Consider the following 16264-nt stretch of genomic DNA (forward strand, 5'->3'; position numbering starts at 1 on the left):
GGCGGCGAGTGGACTAACCTGTGGACCACGTCCACGGCGACGCAGTCCGGGTATGGGTTGCGTGACCATGATCTGGGCTATGCACCTGTAGGCACTGCGGTCGCAGGGAACGGTGTGCACGCCTCGGTCCTGGTCCCCACCGCCACCAATGAACTCCCGCAGATCCTCAACGTCCATACCGGCGAGGCGGTAACCTTGAGCAATCCCAACGGGAATGCCGACTCCCGGAAGGTCGAGGTGGCCACCAACGGTTTCATCGTCTACGAGAACTCCGGTTCTCGCGGGTCTATCTTCGACAGCGACGGGGTCCTTCAAGCGACGTTCACCGCCGAACCGGACCTGCCCGCGCTCAGCCGAGACGGGACGCAGCCGACGACGTCGGACATCCAGACCTTCATGACACAGAAACGAGCGGCGTGGGCAACGGGAACGGTGAGCATGACCGGCACGGGCGAGTGCACGATCACGGTCGCCCTGACCGCCGACGACTCGACGCGCGAGGTCCCGCTCCCGGACGCTGCACGCCGGTTCGTGCGCGACGGCTGCTCCTTCACTCCGAAGGACCTGCGTGTCAGCGCCGATGGATCGACCCTGTATGTCAGGTCCTTCAACTCCCAGGACACTAACAGCTACATCATTAACACCGCCGATGGTTCGTCTTCCTCGACGAAAGACTTCACGAGGGCCACACGCCTCACCTGGGTCTTTGACGACATGCTGATCGGCATCACTGATAAGGAAATCAAGGCGTTCGTTCCTGCTTCCTCGTGACGAGGCCTGGGTGGCCACGGCGTCATGCTCAGCGTACGAGTGTGATAGAAACAACTCATGAGCAACGACGATCACCCCCCCCCCGCGAGTAGCCCGGTACCCCAGCCGCTGCACCCCTCGAACGGCGGCTCTCAGGCACCCGAGCCTCAGTCTCCGCAGTCGTTCTCCCAGGACCGCCAGGCACCTCAGCCCCCTGCTCAGCAGCCCCCACGGCGAACAAAACTGGGCCGTCAGGTGCTCGTTGTCCTCGTTACTTTGGTTGCGGTACTCGTCATCGGTACCCTCGCCGGATTTCTGTACAGGCTTTCCGTGAGGAGCACGTACATTCACGTCCGTCATCCAGATCCGACGCCGGAAGCGACTGCCCCGCAGATCGAGGCGGATCCCACCCCGGTCGGCTATCAGGGGACAGCGACCACCACGAGGACTGTAGTCCTTCTTCGTCGACATGAACGGCGAGGTCGTATACACATCGCACGAACTGAACCAGGCGACAAACCTGACATGGGCCTTCGACGACCTCCTCATCGGCGTGACCGACGAGCAGATCACGGCCTTCACGCCGAAGGCCTCGTGACCCTCTCTCACCAAGCACTGACAGAGCACAGGGACAGACCGTGAACACCCAACGATCTCCCTCCCGGACCTCCTCCCACGAGTCCACCCCTGTGCGAAGGACGAGCTTGCTCCCCTGAGCAACGTCTCGGGTGCCACCGTGGTCATCCTCGTCGACGAGGCTCACGACGCCCCTCCTCTCATAAACACAGGTGAGTCATTCCCCGACCAGGGACGCTTCAGGACGTTCGCAACCTGACGTCATGGTGTGCTCGCACGCCAGCCCCCTGTTCCGCACGCGGGCCGTCTGCTCCATACGTGGGCGGGGTTGCCCACATTCGGAATAGCGGGTTAGCGTGCGGAGGAGAGGACCCCGATTCGGAATAGCGGGTTAGCGTACCGAGGAGAGGGACTCTCCGATAAGCGAGCACGGAGTATCTGTTCTCTGGCCCCGAGCCGCGGAGTACCGACGAAGCGATCCGCTGGAATAAACCCCAACACAACACCTAGGACTAGTCCCGCCAACACGACATGTCCAATAACCCCAATAGACGACACGTCCCCGACGCCCGAAACTTGCTCGGTCGCGTCGGGGACGTGTCACGCGTGGGCGTGGGGCCTCGCCGAGGCCTCAGTCCGCCATGTGGTCGAGCGTGGCACGCTCGGCTTTGACGGGTGCCGTCAGGGCCAGGCCCACACCGAGGATCAGCATGATGCCGAGGATGCCCCAGTAGGTGTAGTCCGCGCCCGCGGGGGTCATCCGCTTACCGATCATGAGGAAGAGGCCATACATGGCGGGGGCCATGAAGGACACGGCGCGGCCCGTCGTGGCGTAGAGGCCGAAGACCTCGCCCTCGCGACCCGCGGGGATGATGCGCGACAGGAAGGAACGCGACGCGGACTGGGTGGGGCCAACAAAAACACACAGGACCAGGCCGAGGCTCCAGAACACGATGGGTCCGTGGGAGTGCAGGAAGAAAACGCCGAACCCGGCGACAACCATTGCGGTCAGGGACAGCATGATGACGTTCTTCGGGCCGATCTTGTCGTCCACCCACCCGAACGCCACGGTCGCCAGGCCTGCAACGATGTTCGCGGCGATCGCGAAGATCATGACATCGCTGGCGCTGAAGCCGAACGCCGTCTTGGCCAGGACCGCGCCGAACGTGAAGACGCCTGCCAGGCCGTCGCGGAAAACGGCTGAGGCGATGAGGAAAAACAGGGTGTGCGGGGCTTCGCGCTTGAGGGTGACGACCGTGCGCCACAGGAGCTTATAGGAGTCGAGGATCGTCTCATGGTCGTCCGCCGTCGACACCTTCTGAGGCAGCGGCGGGTTCTTCAGGACGGGGATCGCGAAGCCGCCCAGCCACAGGGCGGCGATCACCATGGAGATGCGGATGTTGAGGTGCTCGTCGGCGGGCACGCCCAGCACGTTCACGCCAATCAGGCCGACGTAGAGGATCAGCAGCAAGACGATGCCGCCGATGTAGCCAGCCGCCCAGCCGAAGCCCGAAATCTTGCCGCGGTCTTCCTTCTCACCCAGGTGGTTGAGCATCGCGTTGTAGTTCACGGAGGCGAACTCGAAGAACACGTTACCCAAGCCCAGCAGCGCAATACCCAGCATGAGCGCACCCTTAGGGCCGAGGACCGACGCCGGGTGCACGAAGTACATGGCGAGCATGCAGACCACGACCGCCCCCGTGAACCATCCGAGCCAGGCCCCGCCACGGCCTCGTCGATCAGCGCGCTGACCGGTGATCGGGGCGAGCAGCGCAATGAACAGGCCCGCGATCGTCATGCCGTTGCTCAGCCACGTCGCGGCCGTCCCCGCGTCCGTGAAAACGCCGTCGCTGGTCAGGTACGTCGTGAAGACAAAGGTCGTGGCGACCGCGTTGAAGGCGGCGCTGCCCCAGTCCCAAGCCGCCCAATCGACGACTTTGCGCGTGATGACGCGGCGATGGGTGGCGGGCGTGGTGCTCATGGAATCGGGCTCCTTCGCTCGGGAGTGCTCGGTGGCGCTGGTGCGCCCAGGGCGAAACTACCACGTTTCGCGGCGCGCCCCCTCTTCGGGCCGCAGTGGGGACGAGACCGTGGACACCTCACGGGGAACGCCTGGCTGCGCGGGCGGGCGCGAATGCGGAGGTCAGAGCCACCGCAGGCCACCATAAACGGTATGGCAGGCGCGATGGCCTTCCTTCAGACAAGATCCGCCGCGCCGCTAGGCGCTCGGCTCCTCGGCTGCGAGAAGCTGGGCGAGGGCGAGGTCCAGGGGGCGTGTCACCTTCAGGGAGCGTTCATCACCGGCAACGGTCTGAACGGAGCCTCCAACGGCCTCGACGAGGCCCGCGTCATCCGTGGCAGCCACGGCCTCGTCGGCGCTTCGGGAGGCACCCGCCTCGTGCGCGCGGGTGAGCACGTCCCATCGGAAGCCCTGCGGGGTCTGCACGGCCACCATGTCAGCGCGCCGGGGCGTGCCCGTGACGAGGCCCGAGGCGTCCACGGTCTTGAGCGTGTCCGTGACGGGCAGGACCGGGATGACGGCACCAGCACCGCCGCGCACCGCGTCGATGACGCGCGCGCTCACCTCCGGGGGTGTCAGGGGACGAGCCGCGTCATGCACGAGGACAACCGTGTCCGCATCACGGTGCCGGAGGGCAGCCAAGCCCAGGGCGACGGACGCCTGGCGGGAGCGGTCAGAGCCAGCGACCACGAGGACGTCCTCGATGTCAGCCAGGGCGGCGCGGAAATCCTCGATGGACGAGGCCGGGGCAGTCACGACGATCATCCCCACTCCCCCGGCGCGTAGGCCGCGGGCCGCCCACCAGACCAGGGGGCGACCCGAGAGGGAGACGAGGGCCTTGGGCAGCTCGCAGCCGAGGCGCGAACCCGAACCGGCGGCCGTCAGGACCGCGCAAGCCTCACTCAGCTGCGACATCGTCATCGATCTCGATGCGGCCCTCAGCCAGGACGGCGTCGAGACGCGCGGCGGCCTCCGACTTCTCAATGTTGCGAGCCAGGGCCAGCTCGGAGGTGAGGATAGAACGCGCCTTCGTCAGCATGCGCTTCTCGCCCGTGGACAGCTTCTTCAGGTCATCGCGGCGCGTCAGGTCGCGCACGACCTCGGCGACCTTAACAATATCGCCGGTCGCGATCTTCTCCTGGTTCGCCTTGAAACGGCGCGACCAGTTGGTGGGTTCCTCAAGGTAGGGGGCGCGCAGGACGGTGAGGACTTCCTCAAGCCCATCCTCATCAACGATGTCACGGACGCCGACCAGGTCGACGTTCTCGGCGGGGACCTGGATTTCAAGATCGCCCTGGTTCACGCGCAGCCTGAGGTATGTTCGCTCTTCACCACGGATGGTGCGCGTCATGACCTCTTCGATCGTGGCTGCGCCGTGGTGCGGGTAGACGACCGTCTGACCGATTTCGAACGACATGGAAAGACTCCTGGATGCTCGCGTGGATAGCACGGCCTATTCTACCAGTTGCCTGACGAATATCCCCGAGACAGCATGAAAAGCCTACGTTACACGCACTAGAGGAACGGCACAAACCATCTTCAAGTACGACCACAATACGACCATGCTTGCGACCCCGGTCACGATCACATGGTCAGATTTAGGGAATGCGCCACAATGCTCACCAGCCCCCGAAACACGGCGTATTTCAGGCATCCGCGCGCCGTCCATGCCACGGCAGACACGCCTCCACCGGGTCCTCGCTGACCGCCCACACGCCGCGACCGAGGGTACGGCGAAACCCCGGCCTCGTCCACGCAGACGATGCCGGGGCCCCGCGTTGCTCACTTACCCTGGTTGGCGACCGCGGCGATCTTCGCCTCGGCCTCAGGATCCAGGTAGGTGCCACCCTTCTTGATGGGCTTGAGGGTCTCCTCGTCGAGCTCGTACACCAGCGGAATGCCGGTGGGGATGTTGACGCCGGCGATATCCTCGTCGGAGATCTCATCCAGGTGCTTGACGATGGCGCGCAGCGAGTTGCCGTGCGCGGCGATCATGACGGTCTTGCCGGTCTTGATCGCGGGAACAATGGCTTCGTCCCAGTAGGGCAGCAGACGCGCGATGACGTCCTTGAGGCACTCGCTCATGGGAACAGGCTCGCCGGCGTAGCGGGGATCCTGATCCTGCGAGAACTCGGAGCCGGCCTCGATGGCGGGCGGAGCCACGTCGAAGGAACGGCGCCACAGCATGAACTGCTCCTCGCCGTACTCGTCACGGATTTCCTTCTTGTTCTTGCCCTGGAGCGCACCGTAGTGGCGCTCGTTGAGACGCCAATTGCGCTCAACGGGGATCCAATGGCGATCAGCGGCGTCGAGAGCCAGGTTCGCGGTCATGATGGCGCGACGCAGCATCGACGTGAACAGGAGGTCCGGGAGAACGCCGGATTCCTTGAGGAGCTCACCACCGTGGGTAGCCTCCGCGCGGCCCTTGTCCGACAGCGGAACATCCACCCAACCGGTGAAGAGGTTCTTTGCATTCCATTCGCTCTCGCCGTGGCGGAGCAGCACCAGTTTGTAGCTCATGTCTCTATTGTCCCACAGACAACGCCCAGCTCCTACATTCCGTGTCGTTGATCACGACACAGGTTGAGCAGTTCCCCCACGTCAGGGACGAGGCCGGGGCCGTTTCCCCGGTTTCCCACCCCCGGGCGCACCCCGGGGTTCCCCTGATTAACCCCTGAACGCTCCTTCCTTTTCCCCCTGAGTTCGTTGAAAACCCGCAGCTTGACATGATTACCGGAACAGTATGCGCCCCTGTTTTGTCCCGTACGGTTAAACCATGACCATCACACGACGCACTCTGACAGCGGCCGCGCTCATCACCGCGGCCACCCTCGCTCTGGGCGCCTGCGGTTCTTCCAAGCCGAAGACCACCGAGACCGCCGCTCCCACCGCGGAGGCCACCACCGACGAGCCGACACAGTCCCCGACTGCCTCAGCCACGGCCTCGTCCACCCCGACGGTGCCCGGATACCGTCCCGGAGAGATCCCCCCGATCCCCCTGTTCTCCCTGCCCGCTATCGACGTGTTCGCCTCCAACGCCGACAAGGCCGTCATCGATTCCGCTTCCTCGCAGCTCTCCTCCGTCGAAGGCGTGACCGTCTCGCCCGCCAAGTGCGACGGATCATCCCTGATCTCCGGTTCCACAATCTTCGGCGGCGACGGATCGGCCGTCTCCTCCTCTGCCAATGGCACCATCGTTAACGCCGACGACGGCTCCGGCGTCATCACCGAAGGCTCGACCACGATCACCTACGCGGGCGATGGCTCGGGCACATACACGAACATGGCGACCATGCTCACGATCACCGTCGACGCTGACGGCTCCGGCACCTACACCACCCCGGACACCACCTTCACGCTCGACGGCAAGGGATCGGGCACCTACACGAACACCAGCTCCGGCGAGACCATCACCAACGACGGCAACGGCTCCGGCACGCACACCACGCGCACCGTCACCGTCATCAACAACGGCGACGGCACCGGCAGCTACACGAGCCCGAGCCTGACCATCATCAACAACGGCGACGGCACCGCCCAAGTCAACGGCCACAAGGTCACCGACGCGCCGAAGGTCGACAAGGCCGCCAAGCTCGGCAAGTTCCCGGCCGTCGAATCCCTCAAGCCCGTCGAATCCTGCGGCACGCTCATCACCCTGGAGGACGGCGTCCTCTTCGACTTCGGCAAGTCTGAGATCCGCTCCGACGCCTCACAGACCCTCAAGAAGCTCGCGGACGTGCTCAACAACGCGAAGGTCCCCACCGCCCACATCTACGGGCACACCGACTCCATCTCGGACGAAGCCTTCAACCAGCAGCTCTCCGAGGCACGCGCGAACGCCGTGTCCGGCGAGCTGAAGAAGGACGGCGTCACCGCGACGATGGACGCCACCGGTTACGGCGAGTCCAAGCCCGTGGCCCCCAACGAGAACGCGGACGGCTCCGACAACCCCGCCGGTCGCGCGCTCAACCGCCGCGTCGAGATCTTCATCCCCGCTTTCTAGTACCCTGACCAAGGTGTAACTTCGATCCAACGAAAGGGAGACGCCATGTCTATCAAGCCCCTCCTCCCCGCCGCTGCCGCCGTGGCCGTGGCAGCCCTGGCCCTGACCGGCTGCACCCAGAACAACGCCGCCCCGGCCGAGTCCTCCTCATCTTCTGCCGCGCCGGCCGCCTCCGCGCCCGCTTCCTCCGCCGATTCCTCGGCCACCCCGGCTCCTGCCGCGCCGTCTGCCACAGCTCCGTCGACTGGCGCTACGGATACCTCCGCACCCATCACCTTCGACGAGTCCAACCAGTACCTGACGATCCCCGCAGGCGTCACGAAGGTCATCGTCAACGGCTCCAACAACGCGATTGAGGGCGGCTCGGTCGCCGACATCACGGTGAACGGCTCCAACAACGACATCCACGTTGAGGCCCTCACTGCCACGGCAGCTTTCACGGGATCCAACAACACAATCACGTTCGAGAAGGCCACCAACTTCAAGGTCACCAGCGACACCGGTGCGAATAACACCATCGAAGGCGTCGAGTGACACCGACTAAATAATCGGGGGGTGCAGGTCGTCCTGCACCCCCCGATGACATGTATCGATCAGGCATGCGCCTTACGGTACGCCTCGACAATCGGAGTGGGAATACGACCACGATCAGAAACATCGAGGCCCTCCCCCTGTGCCCACGCACGAATCTTCGCGTTCTCCAGGCGCTGGTTCGGGTTGCCCGCATTGCCACGGCGGCGAGTCGAGCCAACCTTACGGCCAGCCTTAATGTAAGGCTGAATAGCCTCAGCGAATTCCTCGAAATGCGCGCGGTTCAGATCAATTTCGTACGAAGCGCCGTTAAAGGCGAAACGCACCGTCTGATCGGCAGGCGAGCCATCGAGATCGTCAACAACTTCCACGACCTTCGTCGTCTTCTTCATATTCTATTCCTCCTGAGGGATCAAGAATTCCACATTCCAACCATCAGCGGAATTCGTATTAATTAGAATAACGCAATGCGCACTCCCTTTCTCACTATTCGCATTCCATGTCAAACGTGACTTATATAGCACCGATTGCTAGCTACCGGTAATTGAAAGTTATACTCGTCATCAGACGCGCGAGGCTGGGGAGGCCACGCGACTCACCCAACGAGACGAGGAGACACAGTGAGCGGAGCACACCACCACCGAGCGGCGGCATGGGAGCTCTACTTCACCACCACCGCTCGCCTGACCGAACGCATCGAAGCCGCCCTCAAATGCCAGTCGGGCCTATCGATGCCCGAATACTCAGTCCTCCTCATGACCGACCGCGCCGGCGAGGCAGGCATCCGCCCCTCCGTCCTCGCACACAAGGTCGTCTTCTCCCGCTCACGCCTCACCCACACCATGAAACGCCTCGAATCACGCGACCTTATCTCCCGCCGCCCCTGCCAGGGCGACGGACGCGGAGGCCTCGTCTTCCTCACCGACGCCGGCAAGCGCCTCTTCGACGAGGCCGCCATCGTCCAGCGCGACGTCATCCGCCGCCTCTTCCTCAACGAGATCACGCCCGAGGAAATCGACATGCTCACCGGCCTCTTCAGCCGTGTCAGCGAGCGCATCGACAATGACACGCCATGTCCGTGACAAACCGGCAATTCGCGGTCGCAACGCTACTCACCGGAGTCATCGCCGGCCTCGTCGGCCTGGCATGCATCCACCTGCTGCACTGGATTCAGGCCCTCGCCTGGGACATACACTCCGGGACTCTCCTGGAGGCCGTCAGCGCCGCTTCCCCGGCCCGCCGCGTTCTTAACCTGGTGCTCGGCGGCATCCTCGGTGCCGCGTCGTGGTTTTTTCTCTTCCGGCGCTCCCGCGCAATCACGTCCGTATCGGCGGCCGTGGGCGGCACACCAATGCCGCCCCTACGCGCCACCTGGCACGCCCTGACCCAGGTGCTCATCGTCGGCCTCGGCGCATCCGTCGGGCGCGAAGTCGCCCCGCGCGAAATGGCCGCCGCGTTTTCTGCAGCCGCCGCCGACCGCCTGGGACTCACCCCCGAAGACCGGCGCATCATCGTCGCGTGCGGCGCGGGCGCGGGCCTGGCCGCCGTCTATTCGATCCCCATATCCGGGGCGATTTACACGCTCGAAATCCTGCTCGTGTCGCGTTCGAGGCGCGCTGTCGCCGCCGCGTTCTGCACGTCGGCCATCGCCGTCCTCATCTCCACGGGATTTACGAGGCCCACCCCCTTTTACTCTGTCCCCACCCTCACGCCGTCACTCTCCCTAACCGTGTTCGCGGCCCTCATCGGGCCGCTACTGGGGGCCACCGGGTGGGCCTTCAAGCAGGCCGTCGCCCGCGTCAGTGCCGCCCGTCCGCGCGACTGGCGGCTGCTCGCGTCACTTCCCACCGCCTCGTTCCTCGTCGGCGTCATCGCCGTGTGGGTGCCCTCCGTGCTCGGCAACGGGCAGGCCAGCGCGCAGACCCAGTTCGACGCCGTCTGGGCGACCGGTGCTGGCCTGGGCCTCGCCGCGCTGGTACTCGCCGCCAAGACGGTCACGACCTTCCTGACGATCCGCGCCGGCGGCTGGGGCGGCGTCCTAACCCCCGCCGTCGCCCTCGGCGCTGGCATCGGGGCCGTCATCGGCCTGCCCTGGGCAGCCGCGTGGCCAGGCTCGCAGGTCGCCGCCTTCGCCTTCATCGGGGCCGCCGCGTTCCTCGGCGCGTCCATGAACGCACCCTTCACCGGCCTCATCCTGGTCATCGAGTTCACCGCTCAGGGACCCATGATCCTCGTCCCCGCGACCCTCGCCGTCGGCGGTGCCACCGCCGCAACCGCCTGGCTCAGCCGCCGCTCGCTCAGCAGCGCCCGCTGAACTACCCCGGCCTCGTAGCTGCCCCGCGCACCCCGTCAGATACTGGCGAGCGCCTGCTCCAGATCCGCGATCAGATCACCCGCGTCCTCCAGGCCAACCGCCAGGCGCAAAAGCGTGCCAGGCACGCCGCCAACCCCGCCAACACGCGTCGAATGCGTCATGATCGCCGGGTGCTCAATAAGGGACTCCGGCGCACCCAGCGACGCAGCCAGCGCGAAAATGCGCGTGCGCGTCGTCAGCTCGAGGGCCGCCTCCTCCGTGGCAACCTGGAAGGACAAAACCCCGCCAATGCCTCGGGGATTCTGGCGCTGGGCCAGCTCGTAGCCCGGGTCCGAGGCCAACCCCGGATAGTGGACCGCTCTCACCTTCGGGTGGGAGGCCAGGAACTCGGCGATCCTCTGCGCATTCTCGCAGTGGCGCTGCACGCGCAGAGCCAGAGTCTTCAGGCCGCGGTGCGCCAGGTACGTGTCGCGCGGGGACGGCACGTGACCGAGGGCCATCTGGAGTTTCACGGCCTCGGCCGCCGCGTCGCGCTCGCCGAAAAAAGGCTCGACGTGCGCGGGCAGTTCCAGGCCATCGCGCAGGATGAAAGCTCCTCCGATCACGTCGGAGTGGCCGCCCACATATTTGGTCGTCGAGTGCACGACGACGTCCGCACCCAGCTTGAGGGGCCGCTGCAACACCGGCGTCGCAAACGTGTTATCCACGATCAGCAGGCCGCCCACCTCGTGTGTGAGGGCCGCAATCGCAGCGATGTCAGTAACCAGCAGGAACGGGTTCGAGGGCGTCTCGACCCACACGATCTGGGGGCGCTGCGCGCGGATCACGCGTTCGGCCTCGGCCAGGTTAGTCAGGTCCACCGCCTGGGAGGTGATGCCCTCGGCAGGCTTGATGACGCTGAGGAGCTTATGAGTTCCCCCGTACACGTCGGTCGAGTGCACGACGTGGTCGCCGGGGCGCGCCAGCAAGCGGATCACCGTGTCCTCAGCGCTCATGCCCGACGGGAACGCGAAGCCGTGCGTCGCCCCCTCCAGCGCAGCCAGCGCCCCCGCGAACGCGTTGGTCGTCGGGTTGCCACAACGCCCGTACTCGTATCCGCTGCGCAGCTGGCCCGGCCGGTCCTGCACGTACGTCGACGCGACGTGCATCGGCGGTACCACGTCCCCCGTCACGGGGTCCGGGTCAAACCCGGCGTGGATGGCCAGCGTCGCGAAGTCGGTACAGTCAGTCGTGCTCATACCGTCACGGTACGAGGCCATGGCTGACCACGCCGGAGGGTTTCGACCGCCGGTCGTTTGTGACAGCATCCGAGGGGCAGCGCCCGGCACTGCTCACACATCCACGTTGCCAACCGGATCGCCACGCTCGCGGATAGGAAAAGAGCTGACGGATAGGTTATGAACACGCGGATAGCTTAGTAACCTATCCGCAAGCGAATAACCTATCCGCGATACGCACACAAACTCTCTCTCATGCGCACGCGGTCGGATCAGCCCCGCGTCTCCTCTCGGATTGACGTACGCTTCTACACCCAGCCAGCGAGAGCGATGCGGGACTGCTCTTCCAAGGCAGCAACCGCACCATCGGAGTCGTTCGCCCACGGCACGTAGTGGAAGTCGCCGCCCCCGGCCTCGACGAAAGTCTCGCGGTTCAGCTGGTCGATTTCTTCGAGCGTCTCCAGGCAATCCGCCATGAAGCCCGGGCAAATGACGTCCACGCGCGGGCACTTCGCGGCACCGAGCTCGCCCATCTCGTCGATTGTCTGCGGGCCGAGCCACTGCGCACGCCCAAACACAGACTGGAAGGTGGCCGTCAGGGACCCCATTGCCAGGCCGAGGCGCGACTCGAGGGCGGCGACCGTGTGGCGGCACTCGGTGCGGTAGGGGTCCCCGGCCTCGTCCATGGCGACCGGGATCGAGTGGAAGGACACGACGACGCGGTCCCCCGTCAGGAAGTTCGGGCGACCCACCTGCTCCCAGTGGCGCTCCAACGCGGTCGCAAGCGCCTCGATGTACGCGGGGGCTGCGGGGAAAGAACGATGCAGGCGTAGCTCGAAGCCGTCGCGGTTGCGGCCGATCCAGCTCGCGACCGCGTCGTTGATCGTCGCCACCGTCGAGGCCGCGTACTGCGGATACGCGGGCAGGATCGCGACGCGGCGCACGCCCTCGGCGTGCAGGCGGTCCAGGACCGAACCGATGGAGGGCTGCCCGTAGCGCATCGCGACCTCGACGCGCACACCCGGCAAGCGCTCGCCGAGGCGGCGGGCCTGCTCGCGGGTGTAGTGCATGAGCGGCGAGCCTTCCTCCATCCAGATGCTGCGGTACTTGGCGGCGACCTCGCGCGGGCGCACGCGCAGAATGATGCCCTCAAGGATGGGCTTCCACAGGAGCGGACTCATCTCGATGACGCGACGGTCGGACAGGAACTCGCGCAGGAACGCGCGCACCGGACCAGGCTCGGGGGCAGTCGGCGTCCCCAGGTTCACCAGAACCAGGGCGGGCTGTGCCTCTCCGTGGTGCGCATGGATCGACGTCGAGGTGGTCGCTGCTACGTCCTGGGAATTCGTCACTCCACCAGCCTAATGTTCACACTTCCCCATGTCGCTGACGCTGTGTCACCTTCCGGGGAGAGCGTTCACACCGTTCCTCCCCTCGTCGCACTTCTCCTGAACACTGGCGAGGCCTCGCCAGCCGAACGCGATACCTGCGGCGCACACTGCGCACATACGTCCGCATACCGCAGAGCGCCAACCTTGTTCGACTGCGACTCCATCACCCATCCACCGCGATGGGCGAACTCACGCACACACAAGGGTGCCCCGCCTGATACACAGGCGGGGCACCCCGATGTTATTCACACGAGCCTACGCGACTCGCTCCCTCCTCACGGAGGTGTCAGGCTCAGGCCTGGCCGTTCTGGGAACGGATGAACCACGCCTGCTGCTCGAAGCGGCGGATGTAGTCGTTGAGAATGTCGGCGGAGGCGGAATCCTCGGCGTCGACCTTCTCGTGGACCTCGCGCATGGTGCCGACGGTCGCGTTGATGGCGGCGACGGCAAGTTCCTCGGCGTCGTCGGTCTTGATGATCGTCTCGGGGACGGTCGGGAGGGTGTTGCGCTGGGCGACGACCTCGGGCAGGCCGTTGGGGACGACCTGGAGGGCGCGCATACGCTCGGCGATCTCGTCGGAGGCCTCGCGGGCGATGTCAACGACATCGTCGAGGTACAGGTGCAGCGAGCGGAAGCCCTCGCCGGTGATGTTCCAGTGCAGCTGCTTGCCCACGAGGGACAGCGCCGTCACGTCGGTGAGAACCTTCTGCAGGTTACCTGCGAGAACGTCGGAAGCCTTGAAACCAGTGGACTCAACGGTCATGATGAATCTCCTCTACGTATCATTTCGGTGCGGGGTTAGCCCTTGTGGGACCGTGCCCTTCAGACACATCCATGATGGTCCCTTGGTCCCACAATTTCTAGTGCTATCCACTGTTTAGTCAAATGTTTCACGATACTGTCAAACTCGGGAATAGAACCGTCGTTTTAGGCGTTTTTACGTCATTGGGACCTTTGTCCTATGGGATAGGATCGCCTTACCAATCTTCGCCAAGGTTACGGTTGCTTCATGCGTTTAAGCGTACGCACCTTCGCGCCCGCGCGAGGCGGCCGCCTTGCTCACACTGTCAGATCGTGCGTACATGCCCCATGCCCGTGTGGATGGCGTTGGGGAATGACGCCGTTGCCGAGCAATCGCAGGCACATCCCATGTCCGTGCGGACGGAGAGCATCGGCAAACTGGATGGGAACCGTCAATCTGGATAAGTGACGGCGTTCTGGATAGAAAAGTAACCTATCCAAAAGAGCAGTTCCTATCCAGAACACGCGAGTCCACCGGATGAGAGACCACAGCTGCGACCAATTCAGCTCTTTTGCGGATAGGTTACGACGATGCGGATAGATTATCGCCACGCGGATAGGTTAATAAGCTATCCGCATGCCCATAACCTATCCATGAGACAACAACCTATCCACGTACGCAACGGCCCTCGTCCGGCGGGCACAGCGAAGACTTGACCGAACTGCTTCTGACACGCACGTTAAACCGATAGGTGACTGCCTGGGCGAGCCGCCCACCATGCCTCGATAGGGTTTATCTGCGTATTGAATGGTTAATACTGCCAATAGATGAGCCCAGCTGCAACCGCTGCCCCGCACGATCTATTTCACCGCAACACTTCAAATCCTCGCGAGGCCACTCAGCCCCACGCGGTTTCCCTAACCCGCACGTGGGTCCCAAGTTATATCCGAGCCCGCCATGTCACACGTGAACCCTCTAAACCGCACGCTAACCCGCTAATGCGTGCGTGGGCAGTCCCGCCCACGCTCCGAATAGCGGGTTTGTATGCGACGTAGCGGGTTACCGCTCGCAACATCGAGTTCGCGCGCGAACAACACACCCTACCAGACGCCGTTGTGCCCAAAACGCAGACCACCTCGCCCACAACAGCCCATTTTCAGCGTTTTTCGCCGAGGTGGTCTGCACTTTGAGCACCACACCACCACGAACCGCGACCTCACCACCACCAAACGGGGGAATTTCGCTACGCGAGGGTCTGACACGTCGGCGACACGCCACCAAAAGGCTTCGTATAGAAAAACCCCACCAGCGCCAGTGCGGAGGCTGCCGGAGGGCCAGGCTGCGGTGCCGGTGGGCGGCGGCAGGGCCTGGCCGGGCTTCGAGACGACGCACCGAGCGAAGCTCGCGGCGCGGACGGCGAGCGGGCGGGCCGCCGCCCACGGGCACACCAAGCAGCCCGGCCGCGATAGCGGCACCAGCCCGGGGCACCCGCAGCCACGTGCACCCGCAGCTCGGGACACCCTAACCCTATAACCCACACGCTCGCCCGCGCACTCCGCCCGAGCCTCGTAGATAGACGAAAACGTCCACCCCTGTAGGGGTGGACGCTTCTGAGCCGCCTGTGGGAATCGAACCCACGACCTATTCATTACGAGTGAATCGCTCTGCCGACTGAGCTAAGGCGGCCGCGCCTGCCGTTCCGCCGTTTCCGGGGCGCGCAGGCAACGGCACAACTCTACTGGACGAACGGGCCATTACGCAAACCAGGACAACCAATCCAGCAATGTCGTGGGTCACTACCTACCGGATCGACCGGACCGACTGGGTCTACCGGATCGACCGGACTGACTGAATCGACCGGACCGATTGGACCTACTGGCAGGTGAGTCCGTTCTGGGGCGCGTTGCCCTTGACCAGGTAGTCTTCAACGGCCCTCACGACGCACTGGTCGGCACCGCGACGGTACGCAGTGTGGTTCCAGCCCTCGACGGTGATGAGGACGCCGGAGTCGAGCTGTTCGGCCAGGCTCTGCGCCATCGGGTAGGGAGTGGCGGGGTCGTGCGTGGTGCCGATGACGAGGATGGGGGCGGCACCGGTCGCGTGAATGGGCTGGCGATCGGCGTGCTCGGTCGGCCAGGCGGACAGGCCGGCGGAGGGGTAGCCGACGTAGCGGCCCAGGATCGGCAGTTCGCTCTTGAGTGCGTCGGCGCGTTCGATCCACTGGTCGGTCGTGCCTTCGGGTTCGTAGTCCAGGTTGTTGATCGCGTTGATCGCGTCGGTCGAGTTATCGGCGTAGGTGCCGTCGGGGTTGCGCGAGTTCATGAGGTCGGCGATCTCAAGCAGCGCACTGCCGGCGCCTCGGCGCACCGCGTCGGCGTACGCGTCAGAGAGCTGGGGCCACCACTGGGTGTTGTACATGGCACCGATCATGGCGGTGATGGCGAGGCTCTCGGTGAGCGGGCGGTCGGGGTCGCTGGTGGGAAGCGGGGCCTTGTCGAGGGATTCGAGGAAGGCTCGTACGTTCGAGATGCCTTCGTCCTTGGTGCGTCCCATCGGGCATGTGGACTGGGTGGCGCAGTCGACGATCCACTGCTGAAGAGAAGCATCGAGGCCGCGCATCTGCATGGCGGAGACGTCTTCGATGCTGAGCGAGGGATCGAGGGCTCCGTCGAGGACGAAGCGTCCGACGTTCTCGGGGAAGAGGCCCGCGTAGGTGGCAC

14 protein-coding genes, 1 tRNA gene and 1 pseudogene are annotated in these 16264 nt (G+C 64.7%); 6 read left to right on the top strand and 10 right to left on the bottom strand.

Annotation, left to right across the window (positions count from 1 at the left end; genetic code table 11):
* Positions 1–771 (top strand): annotated as a pseudogene (locus QZ149_RS08690) (hypothetical protein); the annotation flags it as partial.
* 448 nt (positions 772–1219) lie between these two features.
* The gene (locus QZ149_RS08695) at positions 1220–1348 is read left to right on the top strand and encodes a hypothetical protein (protein WP_291451004.1); all 129 of its coding nucleotides are present in this window, start codon (positions 1220–1222) and stop codon (positions 1346–1348) included.
* Between the two features lie 609 nt (positions 1349–1957).
* On the opposite strand, the gene QZ149_RS08700 is transcribed toward QZ149_RS08695, so the two are convergent.
* The 4 genes from QZ149_RS08700 to QZ149_RS08715 all read right to left on the bottom strand — a co-directional run bounded on the left by QZ149_RS08700 (position 1958) and on the right by QZ149_RS08715 (position 5866).
* The gene (locus tag QZ149_RS08700) at positions 1958–3307 is read right to left on the bottom strand and encodes an MFS transporter (protein ID WP_291451006.1); all 1350 of its coding nucleotides are present in this window, start codon (positions 3305–3307) and stop codon (positions 1958–1960) included.
* Between the two features lie 237 nt (positions 3308–3544).
* Positions 3545–4261, bottom strand: coding sequence for a 2-C-methyl-D-erythritol 4-phosphate cytidylyltransferase (gene ispD / locus QZ149_RS08705; protein ID WP_291451007.1), 717 nt, complete (start codon positions 4259–4261; stop codon positions 3545–3547).
* A complete protein-coding gene (locus QZ149_RS08710) occupies positions 4245–4763 on the bottom strand; it encodes a CarD family transcriptional regulator (protein ID WP_291451009.1) in 519 nt (172 codons plus the stop codon). Before QZ149_RS08710 ends, ispD begins: the two co-directional genes overlap by 17 nt.
* 365 nt (positions 4764–5128) lie before the next feature.
* A complete protein-coding gene (locus tag QZ149_RS08715; protein ID WP_021612715.1) occupies positions 5129–5866 on the bottom strand; it encodes a phosphoglyceromutase in 738 nt (245 codons plus the stop codon).
* Positions 5867–6122: 256 nt separating this feature from the next.
* Here QZ149_RS08715 and QZ149_RS08720 point away from each other — a divergent pair, with 256 nt between their 5' ends.
* Positions 6123–7349 carry an OmpA family protein gene (locus QZ149_RS08720; protein WP_291451011.1) on the top strand — a complete coding sequence of 409 codons (1227 nt, stop codon included), beginning with the start codon at positions 6123–6125 and terminating at the stop codon, positions 7347–7349.
* Positions 7350–7394: 45 nt separating this feature from the next.
* The gene (locus QZ149_RS08725) at positions 7395–7883 is read left to right on the top strand and encodes a hypothetical protein (protein WP_291451012.1); all 489 of its coding nucleotides are present in this window, start codon (positions 7395–7397) and stop codon (positions 7881–7883) included.
* Between the two features lie 59 nt (positions 7884–7942).
* Here QZ149_RS08725 and QZ149_RS08730 read toward each other — a convergent pair whose 3' ends face one another.
* Complete coding sequence (locus tag QZ149_RS08730) at positions 7943–8272, bottom strand: Lsr2 family protein (protein WP_291451014.1); 330 nt, start codon at positions 8270–8272, stop codon at positions 7943–7945.
* Positions 8273–8500: 228 nt separating this feature from the next.
* On the opposite strand from QZ149_RS08730, the gene QZ149_RS08735 reads away from it, so the two are divergent.
* Together QZ149_RS08735 and QZ149_RS08740 are read left to right on the top strand one after the other, a co-directional pair.
* Positions 8501–8962, top strand: a complete 462-nt coding sequence (locus QZ149_RS08735; RefSeq protein WP_291451015.1) for a MarR family transcriptional regulator — start codon at positions 8501–8503, stop codon at positions 8960–8962.
* Entirely contained in the window at positions 8953–10194 is a 1242-nt protein-coding gene (locus QZ149_RS08740) for a chloride channel protein (protein WP_291451017.1), read from the top strand. Before QZ149_RS08735 ends, QZ149_RS08740 begins: the two co-directional genes overlap by 10 nt.
* 35 nt (positions 10195–10229) lie before the next feature.
* Here the strand turns inward: QZ149_RS08740 and QZ149_RS08745 are convergent, their stop codons facing one another.
* From QZ149_RS08745 to QZ149_RS08765, 5 genes are all read right to left on the bottom strand, one after another.
* On the bottom strand, positions 10230–11432 hold the full coding sequence (locus tag QZ149_RS08745; protein ID WP_291451019.1) for a PLP-dependent transferase: 1203 nt from the start codon (positions 11430–11432) through the stop codon (positions 10230–10232).
* 287 nt (positions 11433–11719) lie between these two features.
* Positions 11720–12763 (bottom strand): ferrochelatase, encoded by a 1044-nt coding sequence (hemH, locus tag QZ149_RS08750; RefSeq protein ID WP_291451021.1) that lies wholly within the window; start codon positions 12761–12763, stop codon positions 11720–11722.
* 331 nt (positions 12764–13094) lie between these two features.
* On the bottom strand, positions 13095–13565 hold the full coding sequence (locus QZ149_RS08755; protein WP_291451023.1) for a DNA starvation/stationary phase protection protein: 471 nt from the start codon (positions 13563–13565) through the stop codon (positions 13095–13097).
* 1592 nt (positions 13566–15157) lie between these two features.
* Positions 15158–15230, bottom strand: a tRNA-Thr gene (locus tag QZ149_RS08760).
* A gap of 186 nt (positions 15231–15416) precedes the next feature.
* On the bottom strand, positions 15417–16264 hold an 848-nt coding region (locus QZ149_RS08765), incomplete at its 5' end, for an alpha/beta hydrolase (RefSeq protein ID WP_291451026.1).

The organism is Actinomyces sp. ICM47 (genome assembly GCF_905369875.1).
Taxonomy (GTDB): domain Bacteria; phylum Actinomycetota; class Actinomycetes; order Actinomycetales; family Actinomycetaceae; genus Pauljensenia.